The sequence below is a fragment of the Brachybacterium sp. genome (assembly GCF_052095815.1).
GTDB lineage: Bacteria > Actinomycetota > Actinomycetes > Actinomycetales > Dermabacteraceae > Brachybacterium.
In genome coordinates, this window is the sequence record NZ_JBQDLF010000040.1 from 1 (window position 1) to 20150 (window position 20150).

Genomic DNA, 20150 nt, shown 5'->3' on the forward strand with positions numbered 1-20150 from the left:
GTAGCGTGAATACCCGCTACAGCAGGGTCATTCACCATGAACCGCGAAGAGCCGGTTATCAGCCCGTGATCGACCAGGTGCGCGAGGGAGGATCGGTCGATGTCGGCGATGCGCGCGGCGAGGGCCACGGGGATCTGCTCGTCGGGATTCGGTTTGGTGCTGCGGACGGTCGGCTTCAACAAAGCATTCCATACCCGAATCGTCATTTCGAGTGGCACGCAGATTGTGCACGATGCCCGGGAAGTGAGCGCTACTCGGAATGTGGCCGCTGCATGATTGGCGGTGGATGCAAGGAACTGTGGACTGCACAGATACTGGTACCCCGGAATCGTTCAATGTCCGGTAACAGCCATTATCGGACATTGAGTTCACGTGTCACACGAAACCCATCAACAGAGAGCCGGACACCTCTTCAGCAATCAGCTGGAGGAGCTTGACGCATAGAACTTGAGCACTCCGCAGATGGTGCCCGCACGGCCAAATATGCGTTTCGGTGCAGCGGGATGGCTTCCCACCGCGGCGTGGGTCCTGTTCGCCCTGACGGGTAGCCGCGGTGCAGGGGCACTTCGAGGCGTACGTGGAAGGTGACCCGGTGGATGACCCGTGAGGGCGCAGCGCTATCGATGCCCCGGCAGCCGAGAGTGGCCGCGCCGACACTGCCGCAGTTCTTCCCCACGTGTGAGCTCCGACGGGAAGGGCAGCCTTGCGACGGGCGAGCCGGCCTGCCTGGTCTTGAGTCGCGGCGACGAGAGAACCTGGGGGAGACCCTGGCCCTGGCCACCAGCCGGCCCCGTTCTGTGCTCGCCCCGCGTGCCCCTGGTCCGAGTGCGGCACTCGAACGTCGATCGCCGTCGTGATGGTGACCCCGAGGCTCGTGCGGTCTCCAGCCGGCGCGACTCTAGCGGTCACATCGCCGCCAAAAAGACAACGCCCTGGCGAGAAACTTGTTCTCACCAGGGCATTTGTCGGGCTGACAGGATTTGAACCTGCGACCCCTTGACCCCCAGTCAAGTGCGCTACCAAGCTGCGCCACAGCCCGAGATCTTGCGTGATCCTCCGTCACCGGAGGACCGAGGATCACAGTACCCCGAGCAAGCCCCTAGGAGCCAATCGGGAGGTGCGTGACCTGCGGCACCTGCGCCGTACCCGCCCGCGAGGACGCGGATGCGATAGTGGGCGCAGGCCGTGCCCCCGCCATGGCCGAGACCATCCACCCAGCGGGACCCGACGCGCAGGAGGATCGATGATGACCGACGAGCAGCAGTTGCAGCGCTGGCGAGAGGCCCTCGCGGAGCAGCCGACGGGGTGGGACGTCTCCGCCCTCGCCGGCTTTCGGGAGACGGAGCCGCCGTGGCGGTGGCGCACCCTGGTGGAGAACCTCGCCCCGATGGCGGACCGGGTGCTGGACCTGGGCACCGGCAGGGGAGAGGTGCTCGCCTCCCTCGCGGATGTGCTGCCGGAGGGGACGACCGCGACCGAGGGACGGGCCTCCCACCTGCCTGCCGCCCGGGAGCGCCTGACGCCGCTGGGCATCGAGGTCCACGAGCACGACCCGGAAGCCGCCGGATCGCGCCTGCCCTTCGCCGACGCCGCCTTCGGACTGGTGCTGAACCGTCATGGAGCCTTCGACGCGACGGACGTCGCCCGGCTGCTCCGCCCCGGCGGCACCTTCCTCACCCAGCAGGTGGGCGGAGACGACGGCCACGAGATCCGCGAGCTGTTCGGCATGGATGATCCGAAGGAAGAGGAGACTCTCGAGGGCACGGTCCACGCACTCACCAGAGCCGGCCTGCGCGTGGACCGTTCAGACACCTTCCACGGCCACTTCGAGTTCGACGATGTGCCGACCTTCCTGCGCTACCTGCGCCGGGCCCCCTGGGATGCCCCGGAGGACTTCGATGTCGACGGCTACCGGGACATGCTCGAACACCTCCAGGCGCAGGTGCGGAAGGGACCTTTCTCCGCCACCGTGAGCAGATACCTGGTCCAGGCGAGCGCGCCCGAGACGCCAGATGCCGGCCGCACGGACTTCTCGGCCCTGCTCGGTGAGCAGCTGGATGTCCCGCGGGTCTGACGGCTCCGCACTGCTGCCGCTCCTAGACTGCTGACATGCGCGAACGCGAGCATGAGACCCCGCACGGCGAGACCCCGTACTCGCCGACCTCGCTGCTGCGCGCACTCACTGCGGACCCGTACGGCGTGGACACTCTGCGCAAGGACGATCACCCGGCTGCCGAGGCCGCGCCGCCTGACAACCGGATCATGCGGGGGGTGACCCTGCTGCTGGCACTGGCGCTGGGCTTCGCAGTCGCCGTCTCGGTGCTGGATCTGCGCCACGAGGCCGGCGCGGCGGACGGCCCGCGCGCCCTGCTCGAGCAGGAGGTCCTCGAGACTCGGGCCGAGGCCGAGCAGCTGGAGGAGCGCCAGGCCGAGCTGGAGGCACAGATCGCCGACGCCCAAGGGACCGTCCTCGACAGCACCGACGCCGGCGCGTCAGAGCGCCTGGCCAGCTACGAGCAGGCCGGGGGAGGAGTGCCGCTGAGCGGCCCGGGAACGGTCCTGGAGCTCGAGGACTCCGCTCCGCTGCCGTCGAGCCCCGGCGGCGGTGCCGGCACCGTGAACCGGGTGACCGACGGTGACCTGCAGATCGCCGTGAACGGACTGTGGGCCGCCGGCGCGGAGGCCATCGCCATCAACGGCCAGCGCATCACCAGCACCACCGCGATCCGGACCGCGGGCTCCGCGGTCCTGGTCGACTTCCGCCCCCTGTCTCCGCCATACCGGATCACGGCGCTCGGCGACTCCGAGCAGCTGCACTCCGGGGTGCTCGAGGCTGAGACCGGCGAATACCTCACGGAGATCTCGACCCGTTTCGGAATCCGGATGTCCTGGGAGGATGGCGAGGAGCTCACCGTTCCGGCGCGCGCGGTGGGCATCCTCCAGGAGGCCTCGGTGCTCGACGACGAGACCCAGGGCGCCCCGGACACCCCGCCGACCCCCAGCTCGAACCAATCATCGACCGCCGGCAGCGGCGCCGAGGAGGAGTCCCCATGATCGCCATTCTCGGACTGGTGCTGGGCATCGTGCTCGGCGTCGTCGTCCAACCCGATGTCCCCGCTGTGCTCCAGCCCTATCTCCCGATCGCGGTGGTGGCGGCCCTGGACACCCTCGCCGGCGGCCTGCGGGCGAGCCTCGACGGCGCCTTCGACTCCCACGTCTTCATCACCTCGTTCCTGTTCAACGTGCTGATCGCCTCGTTCCTGGTCTTCCTGGGCGATCAGCTCGGAGTCGGCTCGCAGCTCTCGACCGCCGTGATCGTGGTGCTCGGGATCCGCATCTTCTCGAACGCGGCAGCGATCAGACGTCTGCTGTTCCGGTCATGAGCGACGGCACCCGCACTCCCGACTCCCCGACGCAGCAGAAGCTGGTCTGGCGTCGGCTGCGCGACACCCTCCGCCCGCAGGCGAATCTCTCCCAGCTGATCGTGGGGCTGCTGTGCCTGCTGCTGGGGCTCTCGATCGCCGCCCAGGTGCGGCAGGGCGATGAGTCCCTCGAGGGCGCGAGCCAGCAGGAGCTGGTGCGCCTGCTGGATGAGTCGGGGAGGCACGCCGCCGATCTCGAGGTCGAGAACGCGGAGCTCGATCGCACCCTGGAGGCGCTGCGCTCCGGCCAGGAGGATGACGTCGCGGCGCAGAATGCGGCCGAGGAGCGGCTGGAGGACCTCGAGATCCTCGCCGGGACCGCCCCGGCCAAGGGCCGGGGAGTGGTGGTCTCGATCGCCGATCCGAACGGCGAGCTGCGCGCGTCCACGCTCCTGGGAGTGATCCAGGAGCTGCGCAATGCCGGGGCAGAGGTGATCCAGATCGAGGATGTGCGGGTGATCGCCTCGAGTTCGATCACCACCGCCCCCGCAGGCGGCTTGCTGGTGGACGGAACGCCGATCGAAGCGCCCTATGAGATCCGAGCTATCGGGGACCCCTCCGTGATGGAGCCGGCGCTGCGGATCCCGGGCGGGGCGGCGGACTCGGTCGCAGGCGACGGCGGAACGCTCGCGGCGACCGCCGACGACGCGGTCCGGGTGGAAGCCACCGTCGCGCTGAAGGACCCCGAACACTCCCGAGTGGTCAAGTGATCGTCAATTCTTGGCGTCTCCCCGCCTGGAAGGTCCCCTGCAGGGCGATTCGCGTGCGAGGATGGTGGAGCCGAATCCTGCGCGCCCATTGCGCAGGGTCCGTTGCAGGCCAGGAAGGGGTGCGCGGTGTCAGGGAACACCGAGTGGAACGACGAGAATCTCGACCACACATCGAAGCTGAGTGCGATCTCGCCCAACGATCCCCTGGAGGAGACCGAGCCCGGTCTCTCGTCCCAGGACCGCAGGGCGATCGAGAACCTGCCCCCGCGCAGTGCGCTGCTGATCGTGCAGAAGGGCCCGAATCTCGGCGCCCGCTTCCTGCTGGATTCCGAGACCACCATCGCGGGACGTCACCCCAAGAGCGAGATCTTCCTCGACGACGTGACGGTCTCCCGCAAGCATGCCGCCTTCGTGCGTGATGGCGATGGCTTCCTGGTCCGGGATCTCGGCTCTCTCAACGGAACATATGTGGGCAAGGACCGGGTCGACGAAGCTCGCCTCCAGGCCGGCCAGGAAGTCCAGATCGGCAAGTACCGATTGACCTATCACCTGTTCCACGGGACGGCCTGACCTGATGTCGGCCTCCGCCGCGCGCAGGCCGAGCTCCTCGGGCGCAGCGCGACTGAGCATCGGGCAGGTGCTCGAGATGTTGCGCGATGAGTTCCCGGACCTCGCGCACTCCAAGCTGCACTACCTGGAGTCCGAGGGTCTGATCTCCCCGGACCGCAGCGCCGCCGGCTATCGCAAGTACAGCCGTGAGGACGTGGACCGTCTGCGCTTCGTGCTGCGGGCCCAGCGGGACCGCTTCTGGCCGCTCAAGGTCATCAAGGAGCACCTGCTCGAGCACGGCGTCGACTCCGAGGTCACGTCCATCGCCTCCCGCCCCGGCCCCACCGCGTCGCTCCAGGCGGTGCGTCTGGACCGGCGAGGGCTCGCTCGTGAGGCGTCCGTCGAGGAGGAGTTCCTCGCCGAGCTCGAGCAGTACGGACTGCTCGGTGATGGCGCTCTCTTCTACGGCTCCACCGAGCTGGAGCTCGTCGGGGCGGCCCGGGATCTCGCCGAGGAGGGCCTGCATCCGCGCCACCTGGTGATGCTGCGCACCGCAGCGGAGCGGCAGGCGCACATGATCCGCTCTGTCGCCAGCCCGCGTTCGCGTCCCGGCGACTCTGCGGCACGCGGAGAAGCTGAGGATTTTGCTCGTGACCTGGGCGAATCGATGATCACACTGCACGGGGCTGTGCTGCGGACCGCGCTCCGGGATCGCTGACCAGCAGGGGGCCGTCACCTCTCCGTGACCTTCGGGCGGCGCGTTGCTGTCGGCCGGCGGGCACTTCGCGCTACTCTGAGCAGGTGCTCTCACCCTTCCCCCTCGGAGAGCCTGAACCCGGAGGTAGCCGTGAACGCCGTTGGCGATGATCGCACTGAGCAGTCCACCGTCCCCGCAGAGCCCGCCCAGGGCGTGCTCTTCGACGACATCGTGGATACGCCGGGCGAGCTCGGATATCGCGGCCCTGCCGCATGCAAGGCCGCCGGCATCACCTACCGCCAGCTCGACTACTGGGCCCGCACCGGTCTCGTGGAGCCAGGCGTCCGCGCCGCCCACGGCTCCGGCAGTCAGCGTCTCTACGGCTTCCGCGACATCCTGGTGCTGAAGGTCGTCAAGCGCCTGCTCGACACCGGCGTCTCCCTCCAGCAGATCCGCGTCGCCGTCAGTGCGCTGCGTGAGCGCGGGATCGACGATCTCGCAGGCATCACCCTGATGAGCGATGGCGCCTCCGTCTACGAATGCACCTCCGCCGAGGACATCTTCGACCTGGTCCAGGGCGGCCAGGGCGTGTTCGGCATCGCGGTCGGCCGAGTCTGGCGCGAGGTGGAGAACGACCTGCTGGGCCTGCCGGGTGTCAACCCCGCGGACGATGCCGCACTCGCGCTCCAGGACGAGCTGGCCGCTCGGCGCCGCTCCCGCCAGGCTGGTTGAGCCAGCCCACACACCACAGTCGCACAGCAGAACGGCGAGTCCTGGGAAGGGACTCGCCGCTCTGCTGTGCCGATGCTGCTGATCCGATGCGCGTGCGCTGAAACCTGCTGTGTCTCAGGACCTGCAGGGGAGCGACGAGCAGGCGAGCAGGGACCACAACCGGGCAGCGACGCAGAGGCCTCTGCGCCTCGGGTCCCGACCGGCGGTCAGGAGTTCTGGCGCGAGTCCATCACCGTGGCCAGCAGCGCGTCGAAGTCCTCCGTGAGACGTTTGCCGGACGCGCCCTCGTAGCGGTGCAGCGGCACGGCGCCGCCCTGGGCCTGCTGAAGCCCGACGCGCTCCTCGATGACTGGTTCGAGCACGGCATCGCCGAACAGCTCACGCAGCTCCGCGAGCCGGTACTGATGCTCGACCGAGCGCGGACGGTAGCGGTTCACCACCAGGCCCAGCGGCTGCAGTCGGGGGGCGACGCCGTCGGCATGCATCTCGGTGGCGAGCTTCAGGGCCCGGTCCGCGGCGGTCACCGCGAAGAACCCGGGCTCAGCGACCACCAGGGAGCGGTCGGAAGCCGCCAGCGCCATCTGCGTGAGCCCGTTCAGCGACGGCGGGCAGTCGATCAGCACGATGTCGTACTGGTGCGAGCGCTTGTCGAGGGCCTGATGCAGGCGGCGCACGTCCTTGGGGGTCGGCGCGGGGGAGTCCATGACTGCCGAACGGCTCGAGCCCGGGATGATGTCCAGGTGGGAGGCCGCCCCGGCCGCCCAGGGCGTCTCGATGATGGCCCGGTCGATGGTCTCGGTGCGCGGGGAGGACAGCACCTCGGCGATGTCCAGCGTGCTCGCCGGCTCACCGAGCAGTCCGAGGGTCGAGTCCCCTTGCGGGTCGAGATCGACCACGAGGGTATTCACCCCCTGATGCAGGGCGGCAGAGGCCAGGCCCAGGGTCACGGACGTCTTGCCGACGCCGCCCTTCAGGGAACACACACTCACGATGAACACGCTCCGCAGTCTACCGACAGCACCTGCGCACGGACGCCACGACGGGCGGTAACCTGCGTGAATCATTCGATGAACAGCCGATCAGGGGGAATCGATGGGACAGATCACCCACGAACTGGTGCTCGAGGTGCTCGACGGCTGCGGCGCGAGCGCCCTGCAGGAGGCGAGCCGACTCGGGTTCGCACGGCTGGTCGGACCGACCGAGCTGGTGCTGAGCACGTCGGATCTCGACGCCGTGCGCACGCTGCGGCGCGTGGTCGCGGCCTCGACGAGCCATACCGTCGCGGCCCGTCGGCCGCGAGAGCTGCTCGAGACCTCGGTCCAGCAGCGGCTCGGCGAGCTGCTCGAGGACGTGCGCCGTCAACGACCGCGGATGCGCTTCCACGGCCTGCGCCTCGAGGCCGCCGGCTCTGACACACCCGATATGCGCCGCCTGGCGACCGCTGTCGCCGAGCTCGCCGGGGTGCCGGTCGCCGCGGACGGTGACCTGGTCATGCGGGTGCGGCGAGGGGCGCCGTCCGGAACCTGGCAGGTGCTGCTGCGCACCACCCCGCGGCCGCTGGCCACCCGCGCCTGGCGCACAGTGGACTACCCCGGCGCGGTGAACGCGACCATCGCCGCGACCGTGCTCGATCAGCTCCAGGTGAGAGCCGACGATTCCCTGCTGGACATGACCTGCGGCTCCGGCACCTTCCTGGTGGAGCAGCTGCACGAGGTGGCACCCGCGCGCGCGGTCGGTGTGGATCTGGATCCCGCCGCGATCGACGCCGCCCGCGAGCACCAGCGCGCCGCCCGGCGCAAGGGCAAAGTGGACTGGGTGGTCGGGGACGTGCTGGAGGTGGACCTCGAGCCGGGATTCTCCCGACTGGTGACCAATCCGCCCTGGGGCACCCTCCATGGCGAGCACGAGACGAACGAGAAGCTGCTGGCCGCGCTGCTGGGCCGCGCCGCTGAGCTTTCCGCCCCGCAGTCGCGCATGGGGGTGCTCACCCACGAGATCACCAGGATGCAGCGGGTGCTGGAGACCTCACCGGCGGGCTGGCGACCTGTGGGGGAGCATCGGTTCTTCCAGAAAGGCCACCACCCCCGCCTGTTCCTGCTCGAGCGCGGCTGAGACCTCGAGCGCGGTTGGGACCTGGAGTGCGGCTGGGACCTGGCCACACGGGCCCGCCGGCCAATCCTTCCGGGCATTCCTTACAGGCCCCGCCGGCCGTCCTGCAGCGCACGCAGCGCGGCTGGCTCCCCGTGGACCTGCACCCGGGCGACCTCGTCGCGGCCGCTGACCCACAGCAGCAGCTCGAGCGGCTCGCCGTGCACCCGCAGGCTCCCCGCCGAGCGGCGGGCGCGCAGGCGCCTGCCGCCGAGCGGGGAGACGAGGGTGACATCGGCCTGCACCGACATCGCCAGCGGTGCCATCAGGCCGACCGCCCGCCACGCATCCTCAGCTCGCGCGGCCGAGATGCGCCGCGGCTCCCAGCCGTCCTGCGCCCGGCGCAGGTCCTCGTGATGGATCAGCAGCTCCGCCTGGCCGCTGAGCGCATCGATCCGGCCGATGGGGGAGAGGGGACCGGGGCCGGCGTGGAAAGCCGCCACCCTCTCCTCCCAGGGAGTCCTCCGGTACCGCTCGAGCGCTGAGCGGGCTCGCCCTGCCCACCGATCCGGCAGCCGGTGCGCGAGCATCAGGTGCGGTGCCCGCTCCCGCAGATGCAGGTGCTCCAGCAGCGCGGCGGCATCCCAGCCCGGCAGGATCGTCGGCGCCACGGGGCCGAGCGCGAGGAAGCTCGCTGCGAAGTCCTCCCGCTCGGTCCCGTGAGTCCTCGCGCTCTCCGCCATCTCAGCTGTCCTGGGAGAAGGCGGCATCGAAGGAGAACTCAGAGGTGGGGTAGTCCAAGCTGCGCAGCAGCTCGATGGCCTCCTTCGCGCCGTGGAGCCGGTCCATCCCGGCGTCCTCCCACTCGATCGAGAGCGGTCCGTCGTAGCCGATCGAGCGCAGCGCGCGGAATGCTGCATCCCAGGGCACATCTCCCCGGCCGAAGGAGACGAAGTCCCACCCACGGCGCGGGTCACCCCAGGGCAGGTGCGAGCCCAGGCGGGTGTTGCGCCCCGTGGTGCGGACCCGGACGTCCTTGCAGTCCACGTGGTAGATCCGGTCGGCGAAGTCGGTGATGAACGAGACCGGGTCGATCTCCTGCCACATGAAGTGCGAGGGATCCCAGTTCAGGCCGAAGGCCTCGCGATGGCCGATCGCCTCGAGCGTGCGCTGGGTGGTCCAGTAGTCGTAGGCGATCTCCGAGGGGTGGACCTCGTGAGCGAAGCGCACACCGCATTCGTCGAAGACGTCCAGGATCGGGTTCCAGCGATCGGCGAAGTCCTGATAGCCCTCGTCGATGACCTCCTGGGAGACGGGCGGGAACATCGCCACGTACTTCCAGATCTTCGAGCCTGTGAAGCCGATGACTGTCTTCACCCCGAGCTTCTGCGCGAGCCGGGCGGTGTTCTTCATGTCCTCCGCGGCGCGCTGACGGACGCCTTCGGGGTCACCGTCGCCCCAGACGTCGGCGCCCACGATCGCCTGGTGGCGGAAGTCGATCGGGTCATCGCAGATCGCCTGGCCCTTGAAGTGGTTGGAGATGGCCCAGCACTTCAGGCCGTGCTTCTCCAGGATTCCCAGCCGCTCGGCGACGTACTCCTCGTCATCCCAGCGTGCGGCGTCCAGATGCTCGCCCGAGACCGAGATCTCGAGACCGTCGTATCCCCAGCCGGCCGCGAGCTCGGCGACCTCGTCGAGGGTGAGGTCGGCCCACTGGCCGGTGAACAGGGTGTGCGGATGGGACATGGGGTGATGCTCCTTCTCAGGAATGGCGGGTGGTGACTAGCGGGTCGTGGAGGAAAGGTCGTGGATGGCTGGTGGTGGTGGAGGAGGGGTCGAGGATGACGGGTCGCGGTGGTGCGAGTCTGAGAGTGGCGGCGGCGGCTTCGGCACGCAGGTCTCCGATGGCCCGCACGTCGATGTCGGGCATCTGCACGACGTGGATGAGGTGCTGGGCGGCGATGACGCCGGCGCCGATGATCCCCACGCCCACAGGGCCGGTCCTACGGCTCATGCCTGCACCTCGCGGAGGTACTGGTTCAGCACGGTGTAGGACCGGTCGACAGCCTCGAAGATGTCACCGTCGTGGCCATCGAACTCGATCACCCCGAGCTCGAGCCAGGGGGCGGCCGCGAGGATCGAGGGCACATCCATCTCGCCCTCGCCGAGACTGAGCTGATCGCGCACGTCGCCCTGGAGCGGGCCGTCCTTGAGATGGACGAGCTGGATGCGCTGGCCCAGCTGGCTCAGCAGCGCGGCCGGGTCGGTCCCGCCGACGGCGGACCAGAACGTGTCCAGCTCGAGCACGACGCGAGGGTCGAGATGATCGGCCAGGATGTCCAGGCCGCAGCGCCCGTCGAACACCGGGCGGGCTTCGAAGTCGTGGTTGTGGTAGCCGACGCGCACCCCGTTCGCGGCAGCGATCCCGGCGAGCTCGCCGAGCCGCTCAGCAGTGGCCTTGATGTCGTCCTCACGCGCCCAGTGCTCGCGGTCCCAGTGCGGGTCGATGACCGACTGCACGCCGAGGGCGGCGGCGGTGGCGAAGATCGCGGCGGGATCCTCCGCCCCGAGCAACGAGACGTGCGCCGAGGGGGCGGTCAGCCCGTGCTGGGGCAGCAGCGTGCGCAGGGTCTCCGCATGGTCCATGAGCCCGTAGGGCTCGACGGTGGTGAAGCCGATCTCGGCGAGTCGCCGGAGCGTGCTCGCGGGGTCAGCAGCGAAGGCCTCGCGCACGCTGTAGAGCTGAACGGAGATCTGCACTGCTGCTCCTAGAACCGGACGGTGAGGGCCGGGGGGATCGGTGGTGACGGCTGGGTCACAACTCTATGTCGGAGATCACGTGGCGGCAAAGACGAGGGCCGCGCATGCCCCGGGCGCCCGAATGCTGGACACTGAAGGGGTGAAACGACATGTGCGCGCGTGGATGAGGGCCGAGGTGGCCGCCGGGACCGACATCGCCCTGCTGGTGGCTGTCTCCGATGCTCCTGCTGCGGAGGAGTCGCTGCAGGTTCTCGCCGACGGGGTCGACCACCCCGTCACAGAGACCCGCGACCGCTTCGGCAGCCGCCTGCATCTGGTGCACGGCCTCCCGGAGGGCGCAGTGGAGTTCGTCTATGACGCCACCGGCGTGGGGGAGGCCCCCGTGCCGCAGAGCGACGAGGCGGATGCCGTGCTGCATCTGCGGCCCTCGCGATACTGCGAGGTGGACGAGTTCGATCGGATCGCGGCGGAGATCGTCGGTGAACGCACCGGGGATGCCGCCGTGCAGGCGGTGGTCGACTGGGTGCACGAGCATCTGGACTATGTGCCCGGATCGAGCACCATCACGGATTCCGCGCGCTCGACGTACCTGGCGCGTCAGGGGGTGTGCCGCGACTACGCGCATCTCACCGCGACGCTGCTGCGCGCGAGCGGGATTCCCGCCCGTTGCTCCTCCGTCTATGCACCGGGGCTCAGCCCGATGGACTTCCACCTGGTGGTCGAGGCGCTGGTCGAGGATTCGTGGCAGGTGGTCGATGCGACTCATCTGGCTCCCCGCGCCTCGATGGTGCGGATCGCGACCGGTCAGGATGCGGCGGACACCGCCTTCATGACCACCCTGGCGGGCAACGTCACCCTCAGCGGCATCCAGGTCACCGCGGTGGTGGATCCTGGACTGCCGCACGAGACGCCGGGGGAGCGGCTCCCGCTGCGCTGACGCTCGCCGCTTCGCGACGCGCTGCTCAGGCCTCCGGGGACCGTGAGTCCGCAGGTCCGTTCGGCGAGTCCGGCCCGCTCGGCGAGTCCAACCCGCCGGGACTCTCCGGCGTGCTGGGCGTCTCCGAAGCGCTCGGCGTCTCGAGATCGCCGGGGTTCGCTGGACCGTTCAGGGGCTCCTGGCCGTCGGCCGCTCCTGGGCCGTCAGGGTCCGAGCTGCTCTTGCCGTCCTCACCCTCCGCGTCGAAGCTCGCGAGGTACTCCTCGACCTCCGCGGCGATCGCGTCCGCGGTGGGGACTTCGGCGCCGGCACCGGAGGTGATCATCCGATCGAATCGCTTCTCGAGGCCCTGGACCATCTCCTGCAGCTGGGGCTGAGCGTCGATCTGTGCCGCCACCGCCTCGCGCACCGGCCCGGCCTGGGTCTCGAGCGCGTCCAGCGGCAGCTCCGGTCCCTGCTCCTCGGTGATCGCACCGAGCAGGGCGATCGCCACGTCCGGATAGGTCATCTCGTGCAGGTACTGAGGGACGTGCACCGTCAGCCCCACCACCTCATGGCCACCTTCGGAGAGTCGCATCGTCAGCAGCGCGGTGAAGGGGGCGCGCAGCCGGAAGGTCCCCGGCATGGTGCGGCGCACGGTGATGGAGTCCGGGTCGCCGGCGAAACGGGTCACGGGGAGTTCACGGGTGTGGGGGACTGGTGCCGGGAACCCCTGCAGCAGCAGGGTCCGCTCGATGCCGAGCTGCTCGACCACGATCCGCAGCGCGTTCGCGACCCGTTCCCACTGGAACGACGGCTCCGGACCGGTGAGCAGGAAGAAGGTCTCGCCGTCCGGTGCGGTCACCTCGTGCAGGAGGATCTCCGGCTTCTCGTAGTCCGTGAAGTGGTCGAGCTGGAGGGTCACCTCGGGGCGTCGTCCCGCGTAGTCGAACACCTGGTCCATGTCGAGCCGGCCCACGACGCGGCTCGAGAGGGCGTTCAGCAGCTGATCGTCGACCAGCCGCTGGGCGTCGCCGGCATCGCTGTAGGCGCCGAGGGTGACGAGCAGGGTCCGACCGCGCAGGGCGCGCGAGTCGACGTGACGCTCGTAGCTGAACAGGGTCGTCGGATCCATCTTGACCTCCAAGGCGACGGGCCGCGGGAAGGCGGCGCGGGTGACTACTTCTGCAACGAGGTCCGCGGCGGGCCTATTCCATCCTGAGCGGACACATCACGTGACCAGCGCCACCGAGTCGATCGCGAGGCGCAGCGCGAGCGCCCCGGTGACCACCAGGAACACCACCCGCACGAACCGTGAGCCGAGCCTGAGCGCGAGCCGGGCACCGAGGTAGCCGCCGGCCAGGTTCGCCAGCGCCATCACCGCTCCGAGGATCCACCACACCTCGCCCTGCAGCCCGAAGACCAGCAGGGCACCGAGATTGGTGGTGAGGTTCGCGAGCTTCGCGTGGACGCTCGCCTCGAGGAAGCCGTACCCCAGCAGAGCCACCATCGCGATGATGAAGAAGGTGCCGGTCCCGGGCCCCAGGACGCCGTCGTACACGCCCACCGCACCGCCGATTCCGCCCGAGCGCAGCACATGGGCCCGGCCCTGATGCCGCGGCTCGTGCACGAGCCCCATCGCGGGCCGCAGCAGTGTGTAGGTGCCGACGCCGAGCAGAGCGAGCAGCACGATGGGCGAGAGCCACTCCCGGGGGAGGAACGAGGCCAGGCCCGCGCCGAGGGCGCTCCCCGCGAGGGCGCACAGCACCAGCGGCACAGCGGTCGCGGCCACGGGCGTGATCCGGCGGATGTACGTCCAGGAGGAGATCGCCGTACCCGCCGCAGAGGCGACCTTGTTCGTGCCCAGCACCGCGCCGGTGGAGGCGTCGGCCGGCAGGGAGGTCAGCAGTGCCGGCAGCTGGATCAGCCCACCGCCGCCGACGACAGCATCCACCCATCCCGCCACGAACGCGGCGCCGATGAGCAGCACGAGCGTGAGGGCGGAGAGCTGGAGCAGCTGATCGAGCAGGGGCACCGGTTCAGTGAACACCGGTTGCCGCGCGGGGGACGAATCAGTCCGCTCCCTGACAGACTGGTGACATGCGAGCAGTGATCTGGGACCTCGGCGGCACTCTGGTGGACACATATCCCGATGTGGACCGCGCCCTCGCATCGGCGCTCGATCCGCAGCCCGGTGAGGAGCTGCTCCGCGAGGTGGGGCAGCTGACCCGCATCTCGAGCTCCCACGCGATCAGCACCCTCGCCGCCAGGCACCAGGTGCCCGAGCGCCGGCTGCGCACCGCCTACGAGGCGACGAAGGTGCACTGGCAGCAGCATCCGCCGGCGGTGATGGCGGGCGCCCATGAGCTGCTCGCGGCCGTGCACCGCGCGGGCGGGCTGAACTTGGTCGCGACCCATCGGGAGCGGGGGAGCGCCACTGCGCTCATCGAGGCGCTGGAGCTGCCGGTCGACGACATGGTCTGCGCTCCCGACGGCTTCGCGCGTAAGCCCGATCCGGCGATGGTGCTGGCTCTCCTCGCGCGGCACGCGCTCGCGCCTGAGGAGTGCCTCGCGGTGGGGGACCGCCCCGGCGACGTCGAGGCCGCTCGGGCCGCCGGGGTGCGCGGGGTGCTGTTGGAGACCGCCGGCATCGCCCTCGATGCCGGGGACTCCGAGCGGGTGACCTCCCTGTATGCCCTGGGCGCGCTGTTCGGCCCAGCGGTCCAGTGACACGGGGAGCGGCCCACCCCCGCAGGCTCCTTCCCGCTGACCCCCGCAGGGAGGCGGGGGATCCCCTCAGACTCCCGCCAGGTCCCCTGAAATCACTGGTCACCACGGGAGCATGACCCTACCGTGAGGTGATCGGCGCGGCATCGAGCGGCGTCCGGCGGAGGGTCGTGGAACCGTGCTGTGGCGGATGGCGAGAGGAAAGCTGCGCGAGGAGCGCGCGGTGATGACGACGCTGGCCGGACTGATCATGCTCTCGGTCCTGCTCGCCTGCGCCGGCACCGGCCTGATCACTCGCCTGGTGGGCAGCGGCGACGCCCTGATCGAGCGGGCCGATGCCCCGCACCTCGCCCAGCTGCACACCGGCGACGTCGATGTCGACGAGATCGCCGACTTCGCCGCCGACCGCCCCGAGATCACCGCCCACCAGGTCACGCCCCTGCTCGGGATCGACGGCGCGCAGCTGTTCTTCGACGGGGCCAGCCAGTCCAGCAACGTGCAGCAGAACTCCCTGGTGGTCCCGAGCCATGAACGAGATCTGCTGCTGGGCCTGCAGGACCGCCCGATCATCGATGTCGAGCCCGGCACCATCTGGCTCCCGCTGCTGTATGAGGACTCCGGCCTCGCCGCCGGTTCCACCGTGACTCTCACCGCCCCGGACGGCTTCCGCCTGGACCTCGAGGTCGCGGGATTCCTGCGCGATTCAAGCATGGGCCCCGCGATCGCCGGTTCCAAGCGGCTCGCGGTGAGCGCCGAGGACCTCGCCGCGGTGGCCGAGCACACCGGGACCTGGGAGCACCTGATCAGCTTCTGGGTCCAGGACCGCTCCCGGGACCTCACCACCGTGCGCGCCGCCTACCAGGAGGCGGGCCTGCCCGCGGCCGGCCCGTCGGTGGACCGCTCGGCGTTCATACTGTTCACCGTGTTCGCCGAGGGCCTGGTCGCGGCGCTGGTGCTGCTGGCCGCCGGGATGGTGCTGGTGATCGGGATGCTCACCCTCCGCCTCGCCCTGCGCACGGCGCTCGCGCGGGACCGTCGCGAGATCGCGGTGATGACCGCCATCGGGATCTCCGCCCGCGACGTGCGCACGCTCCACCTGCTCGTCTACGGCACCCTCGCCGGAGTCGCGGGAGCGCTGGGACTGCTGGGCAGCATCGCGCTCGAGCGGGTGCTCTCCTCGGGGCTGACCCGCTTCCTCGGCGAGACCGGGGGAGTCCGCGTAGTGATCGTGCCGGCCCTGGCCGCGATGCTGCTGGTGCTCGGAGTGCTCGCCATGGTCGCAGGCTTGCTGCGCCGACTTCGCCGCATCGGGCCGCTCGAGGTGCTGCGCAGGAGCGGCTCGGTCGGCGACGCCGCTGGACCGGGCCGCCTGCGCCTGCGCCGCTCACCCCTGCCCGTCGGCGTGAGCCTGGGGCTGATGTCCCTGCTGGGCCGCGGCAGCTCAGCACCGCTGCTGGTCACGGTCTTCGCCGTGTGCACCCTGCTGGTGATGGTGCCCACCTCGATCGCCACCACGCTGTCCTCTCCGCAGTTCTCCGCGTACTTCGGACTGGGCGCGGCCGATGTGCGCATCGATCTGCCGCACACCGGGAAGGACAGCACCGACCGGTTCGAGAGCGCCCGCCGCACGCTCGCCGACGACGCCCGCGTGGCCGAGCACACCGCCCTGGTCACCACCCGGCATCTCGTCGAGACCGATGAGGGCGAGGAGCTGGGCCTGGCCGTCTCCAGCGGGGACCGCTCCGCGACGCCCGGCATCTACACCGAGGGACGAGCGCCCCGGAGCGAGGTGGAGATCGCCCTCTCGCTGCTGTCGCTGGCGGAGGCCGGGGTCTCCGTGGGGGACCAGCTGCCGATCCAGGTCCAGGGGCAGTGACAGGAGCTGGAGGTGGTCGGCTCCTATCAGGACCTCACCAACGGCGGGCGGACCGCCAGGGGCATGCTGCCCGCGGAGGGCGAGCAGGTGATCGGGTACGTGCTCGGGGCGGCCCTGACCCCGGGCGCTGAGACCGCCGCTGTCGCCGAGGATCTGTCCGCTCAGCTCACTGACGCCCGGGTCTCGGAGACCGAGGTGTACCGGTCCCAGCTGCTGGGTCCGGTGGCGGAGCGGATCAGCGTCGCCGCGGCGCTGGCCTCGGCGGCGGCGGTGGCCCTGGCCGCACTGCTGGCGGTGATGATCTCCCGACTCTGGCTGGCCACCGATGCTTCCCCGCTCGCCGTCCAGCGGGCGCTGGGTGCCTCGCCCCTCACGCTGCGCGCCCCGTACCTCATCCGGATGCTGGTCACCCTGCTGCTCGGCCTGGTCGCCGGTGCCGCACTCTCCCTCACCCTGGGACAGGGACTGTTCAACGTCCTGATCGAGGGGATGTTCGGGGGGATGGAGCATCTGTTCCAGGGCACCAGCCGGATCGATCTCGTCGTCGATCCGCTGCTGACCGGAATCGCGATGCCGCTGCTGCTGGGCACCATCGCCACGCTCGCCACGCTGTGGACCTGCCGCCGGCTGCGCACCGCCGACGTGCGCGCCCAGACCACGGAATGATCCCCTCGGAGGAGACCGTCATGACCACCACCCTCAGCACCACCGGCCTGGACGTTCCGCTGCTCGAGGCCAGAGGAGTGACGCGCCGCCTGCAGCGGACCACCATCCTGCACGACATCGATCTCACGGTCGCGGACGGGGAGTTCCTCGCGGTGATGGGCCCTTCCGGCTGTGGGAAGTCAACCCTGCTGTACACGCTCAGCGGTCTCGAGGACCCCACCGACGGCAGCGTGCTGTGGGCGGGGGAGGACCACAGCACGCTCGACGGGAAGGCACGTTCGCGCCGCCGACTGCTGGAGATCGGCATCGTGTTCCAGCAGTTCCATCTGCTGCGGAACCTCTCGCTGCTGGACAACGTGCTGCTGCCGGGGCTGCTCGCCCGGACCGAGCAGCGCACCGTGCTGCGCACCAGAGCCGAGCAGCTCATGACGCAGCTCGGCGTCGACGATCTCACCGAGCGTGGAGTCGGTGAAGCCTCCGGTGGGCAGCTGCAGCGGGTGGCTCTCGCCCGGGCACTCATCAACCATCCTCGGTTGCTGGTGGCCGATGAGCCGACCGGAGCGCTGGACTCCGCAGCCACCGAGGAGATGATGGATGCCCTTGCTGAGATCAGCGCCGAGGGGACGACGATCGTGCTGGTCACCCATGACGCCCAGGTCGCGCAGCGCGCGCACCGGATCATCGCCCTGGCCGATGGTCGGATCAGCGGCGACCGGCCGGCTCCTGGGAACGGCTGACGTCCGGGAGCACCGCGGGATCCAGTCGCAGGACCCGTGCCACGGGATCGCGCTGGATCAGGCTCAGCACTGAGGCGAAGGCGACCGCGATCCCGCTCATCTCCAGCAGCTCTTCGAGCATCGTGCTGTAGATATAGGCGTTGTTGACGATGCCGTCGTTCCCCACCAGGATCCGCCCATTGAGGGTCTCGACCGCGACCGCTCCGGCGAGGAAGAGCGCGCCTCCCAGGAACAGTCCGTTGCGTGCACGTGAGGGCAGGGAGAGGACGAGGCGGAGCAGCAGGAGGACGATCACCAGGGCGATCGGGGCGCCGAGCAGCACCCAGGAGAAGCCGATGGTGACGGGCAGATGCTCCGCGATCAGGTTCCCGGGCACGTCCAGCCGTTCATGCACCTCGAGGTACTCGTCCACCGAGGCGAACAGGGCGACGACTGCCAGCAGCCACCAGGACCGGCGTCGGGCTGATCCCGTCACGGCGAACATCGCGGCGAGGACGCCCAGCAGCAGCCACAGCCCGGAGTTGTACCAGGTGGCCATGTTGTACTCGCGGCCCACATCGAAATACCAGAAGACGGTGTGCAGGTTCTGCGAGAGCAGCCCGGTGGTGCGCTGATGCGCGAGCAGGAACAACAGCGCGATCACGATGATCATTGCGGCGACCGCGATCAGGCAGAGGGCGACCCGGTACTGGGACAGCGGTCTGAAGCCCGCGGGCGCGGAGGGCGAGGTGGACATATCGGGAGTGTATGAACTTTCGATGAGTTCGGGGTGAACCCAGGATGTGGACGCTCTCATGCGTGTCGCGGGGGAGCAGGGCACTACCGTGGGAGCCATGGCGATCATCTACCGTGCCGAGCTCAGCCCCAACAAGACCGAGATCCTCCACGACTTCCTGTCCTCGCGTTCCTGGGGAGAGACCGGTGAGCTCGTGCTCCTCGGCGCCTACCGCTTCGACGACCCCGAGGGCGAGGTCGGCGTGGAGTGCCATCTGGTGCGCGTGGGGGAGACGACCTACCATCTGCCGCTCTCGTACCGACCCCTCCGGGTTGACGGTGCCGACGAGCATCTGCTGGCCATCATGCAGCATTCGGTGCTCGGTGAGCGCTTCGTCTACGACGGCCTGGCCGACGAGACCGCACTGGACTGCTTCCGGCGCGCGATCTGTGGGGAGCAGCAGCAGGCGGCGCTCGACATCTATGACGAGGACGGCACGCTGAGCGAGACGCTTCCGCAGAGCGTGACGCTCAGCCTCGAGGTCGACGAAGGCGAGCAGCCGCCGACGGGGGATGAGCTGCTGGACGGCGCGCCGTTCACCATCGCGCGCACCCTCGGTGATCTCGACGGCACCGTACGGCTGCGTGCCCGCTGGTCCGGCGGCGACGGCGTCGTCGTCGCGTACTGAGCACCGCCCGCAGCTCAGCCGGGGATGTCCACCAGCGTGAGGCAGAACGGGTGGCCCACCGGATCGGCGAACTCCAGGCAATGCTCCGCATCGGCAGTAGCAAGGGGATTTCCGAGGGTCCGGCGGTCTGGCGCCACCGTCGCCTCACCGCTAGGGTCACGTTCATGGAGATGCTCGGAGCAGCTCAGATCGCCGCAGCCCGCCTGACGGACTGGTGCCAACTCGCCCAGGGCCTGCACGCCCGGTATCTCATCGACGACTTCGAAGCGGGAGCACGTTTCCTCGTGGCCATCGGCGAGGTCGGCACCGAGCTCGGCCATCAGCCTCGAGTATCGATGGACGCCGGTCATGTCGATCTGAAGCTGGTCAGTGACGACGCGATCTATCGGGACGGAGAGACTGAGCACGTCGTCCAGTGGGTCACCCAGAGGGACCTGGACCTGGCACGGCGCATCACCGAGATCGCTGCGCTCCACGATCTTCGCGCCGAGGTGGCTGCGGTCAGCCACATCGAGCTCGGGCTCGACACCCAGAGCTCCGCGATCATCGCCCCGGTATGGGCAGCGCTCCTGACCGGGGACCCTGCGGCCCAGGGCCGCGGGACACCGAGCGACGAGGTGCGAGATGCCACGGGGCGGGTCCCGAATCTGTGGTTCGGGGACGGGCAACAGGCGGGCGAGCAGCGGTTCCATCTCGAGGTGTACGTGACCCCGGAGGTCGCGCCGCAGCGGATCGCGGCGGCCGTGGCCGCCGGGGGGACTGTCGTCGATGACAGTCAGGCGCCCTCGCTCGTGGTGATCACCGACCAGGACGGCAACAGGGGAGTCGTGTGCGCTCCGGCGCCGATCGCGGGCACAGGGGACTGAC

The 20150-nt window shown here is 69.7% G+C and carries 23 protein-coding genes and 1 tRNA gene; 15 read left to right on the top strand and 9 right to left on the bottom strand.

The genetic code is table 11. From position 1 onward, the window contains the following. Positions 1-965: 965 nt before the first annotated feature. Positions 966-1039, bottom strand: a tRNA-Pro gene (locus ACTH43_RS14235). Between the two features lie 204 nt (positions 1040-1243). On the opposite strand from ACTH43_RS14235, the gene ACTH43_RS14240 reads away from it, so the two are divergent. From ACTH43_RS14240 to ACTH43_RS14270, 7 genes are all read left to right on the top strand, one after another. Further along, positions 1244-2074: a class I SAM-dependent methyltransferase gene (locus ACTH43_RS14240; RefSeq protein ID WP_441445558.1), complete on the top strand. Its 831-nt coding sequence runs from the start codon at positions 1244-1246 to the stop codon at positions 2072-2074. A 35-nt stretch (positions 2075-2109) separates the two neighbouring features. Next, positions 2110-3054 (top strand): DUF881 domain-containing protein, encoded by a 945-nt coding sequence (locus tag ACTH43_RS14245; RefSeq protein ID WP_441445559.1) that lies wholly within the window; start codon positions 2110-2112, stop codon positions 3052-3054. Further along, positions 3051-3383, top strand: a complete 333-nt coding sequence (locus tag ACTH43_RS14250; protein ID WP_441445560.1) for a small basic family protein — start codon at positions 3051-3053, stop codon at positions 3381-3383. Before ACTH43_RS14245 ends, ACTH43_RS14250 begins: the two co-directional genes overlap by 4 nt. Further along, positions 3380-4132: a DUF881 domain-containing protein gene (locus ACTH43_RS14255; protein WP_441445561.1), complete on the top strand. Its 753-nt coding sequence runs from the start codon at positions 3380-3382 to the stop codon at positions 4130-4132. The genes ACTH43_RS14250 and ACTH43_RS14255 overlap by 4 nt, the downstream gene beginning before the upstream one ends. A gap of 126 nt (positions 4133-4258) precedes the next feature. After that, positions 4259-4702, top strand: a complete 444-nt coding sequence (locus ACTH43_RS14260; RefSeq protein ID WP_441445562.1) for an FHA domain-containing protein — start codon at positions 4259-4261, stop codon at positions 4700-4702. 4 nt (positions 4703-4706) lie between these two features. Then, a complete protein-coding gene (gene ftsR, locus ACTH43_RS14265) occupies positions 4707-5399 on the top strand; it encodes a transcriptional regulator FtsR (RefSeq protein ID WP_441445563.1) in 693 nt (230 codons plus the stop codon). Positions 5400-5528: 129 nt separating this feature from the next. Further along, positions 5529-6110: a MerR family transcriptional regulator gene (locus ACTH43_RS14270; protein WP_441445564.1), complete on the top strand. Its 582-nt coding sequence runs from the start codon at positions 5529-5531 to the stop codon at positions 6108-6110. A 206-nt stretch (positions 6111-6316) separates the two neighbouring features. Here the strand turns inward: ACTH43_RS14270 and ACTH43_RS14275 are convergent, their stop codons facing one another. Continuing rightward, on the bottom strand, positions 6317-7108 hold the full coding sequence (locus ACTH43_RS14275) for a ParA family protein (RefSeq protein WP_441445565.1): 792 nt from the start codon (positions 7106-7108) through the stop codon (positions 6317-6319). Positions 7109-7202: 94 nt separating this feature from the next. On the opposite strand from ACTH43_RS14275, the gene ACTH43_RS14280 reads away from it, so the two are divergent. Next, a complete protein-coding gene (locus tag ACTH43_RS14280; RefSeq protein ID WP_441445566.1) occupies positions 7203-8222 on the top strand; it encodes a methyltransferase in 1020 nt (339 codons plus the stop codon). Between the two features lie 80 nt (positions 8223-8302). Here the strand turns inward: ACTH43_RS14280 and ACTH43_RS14285 are convergent, their stop codons facing one another. The 4 genes from ACTH43_RS14285 to ACTH43_RS14300 are packed head-to-tail and all read right to left on the bottom strand — an operon-like array spanning position 8303 to position 10958. After that, positions 8303-8941 (bottom strand): TIGR03085 family metal-binding protein, encoded by a 639-nt coding sequence (locus tag ACTH43_RS14285; protein WP_441445567.1) that lies wholly within the window; start codon positions 8939-8941, stop codon positions 8303-8305. Position 8942: 1 nt separating this feature from the next. Beyond that, on the bottom strand, positions 8943-9944 hold the full coding sequence (locus ACTH43_RS14290) for a sugar phosphate isomerase/epimerase family protein (RefSeq protein ID WP_441445568.1): 1002 nt from the start codon (positions 9942-9944) through the stop codon (positions 8943-8945). Between the two features lie 16 nt (positions 9945-9960). After that, the gene (locus tag ACTH43_RS14295) at positions 9961-10212 is read right to left on the bottom strand and encodes a hypothetical protein (protein ID WP_441445569.1); all 252 of its coding nucleotides are present in this window, start codon (positions 10210-10212) and stop codon (positions 9961-9963) included. After that, entirely contained in the window at positions 10209-10958 is a 750-nt protein-coding gene (locus ACTH43_RS14300; protein ID WP_441445570.1) for a sugar phosphate isomerase/epimerase family protein, read from the bottom strand. The genes ACTH43_RS14295 and ACTH43_RS14300 overlap by 4 nt, the downstream gene beginning before the upstream one ends. A gap of 139 nt (positions 10959-11097) precedes the next feature. Here ACTH43_RS14300 and ACTH43_RS14305 point away from each other — a divergent pair, with 139 nt between their 5' ends. Then, a complete protein-coding gene (locus ACTH43_RS14305) occupies positions 11098-11895 on the top strand; it encodes a transglutaminase-like domain-containing protein (protein WP_441445571.1) in 798 nt (265 codons plus the stop codon). A gap of 25 nt (positions 11896-11920) precedes the next feature. On the opposite strand, the gene ACTH43_RS14310 is transcribed toward ACTH43_RS14305, so the two are convergent. Then, entirely contained in the window at positions 11921-13009 is a 1089-nt protein-coding gene (locus ACTH43_RS14310; RefSeq protein ID WP_441445572.1) for a PAC2 family protein, read from the bottom strand. Positions 13010-13105: 96 nt separating this feature from the next. Next, entirely contained in the window at positions 13106-13909 is an 804-nt protein-coding gene (locus tag ACTH43_RS14315) for a TSUP family transporter (RefSeq protein WP_441445573.1), read from the bottom strand. Positions 13910-13974: 65 nt separating this feature from the next. Here ACTH43_RS14315 and ACTH43_RS14320 point away from each other — a divergent pair, with 65 nt between their 5' ends. From ACTH43_RS14320 to ACTH43_RS14335, 4 genes are all read left to right on the top strand, one after another. Then, positions 13975-14604, top strand: a complete 630-nt coding sequence (locus tag ACTH43_RS14320; RefSeq protein WP_441445574.1) for an HAD-IA family hydrolase — start codon at positions 13975-13977, stop codon at positions 14602-14604. A 223-nt stretch (positions 14605-14827) separates the two neighbouring features. Further along, positions 14828-16477, top strand: coding sequence for an ABC transporter permease (locus ACTH43_RS14325; protein WP_441445575.1), 1650 nt, complete (start codon positions 14828-14830; stop codon positions 16475-16477). A gap of 12 nt (positions 16478-16489) precedes the next feature. Beyond that, complete coding sequence (locus ACTH43_RS14330; protein ID WP_441445576.1) at positions 16490-17143, top strand: FtsX-like permease family protein; 654 nt, start codon at positions 16490-16492, stop codon at positions 17141-17143. A 20-nt stretch (positions 17144-17163) separates the two neighbouring features. Next, a complete protein-coding gene (locus ACTH43_RS14335; protein ID WP_441445577.1) occupies positions 17164-17880 on the top strand; it encodes an ABC transporter ATP-binding protein in 717 nt (238 codons plus the stop codon). Here ACTH43_RS14335 and ACTH43_RS14340 read toward each other — a convergent pair. Beyond that, entirely contained in the window at positions 17846-18616 is a 771-nt protein-coding gene (locus ACTH43_RS14340) for a hypothetical protein (protein WP_441445578.1), read from the bottom strand. The genes ACTH43_RS14335 and ACTH43_RS14340 overlap by 35 nt on opposite strands. A gap of 97 nt (positions 18617-18713) precedes the next feature. On the opposite strand from ACTH43_RS14340, the gene ACTH43_RS14345 reads away from it, so the two are divergent. Beyond that, a complete protein-coding gene (locus ACTH43_RS14345; RefSeq protein WP_441445579.1) occupies positions 18714-19283 on the top strand; it encodes a maltokinase N-terminal cap-like domain-containing protein in 570 nt (189 codons plus the stop codon). A gap of 164 nt (positions 19284-19447) precedes the next feature. After that, positions 19448-20149: a 4a-hydroxytetrahydrobiopterin dehydratase gene (locus ACTH43_RS14350; RefSeq protein WP_441445580.1), complete on the top strand. Its 702-nt coding sequence runs from the start codon at positions 19448-19450 to the stop codon at positions 20147-20149. Position 20150: the final 1 nt, after the last annotated feature.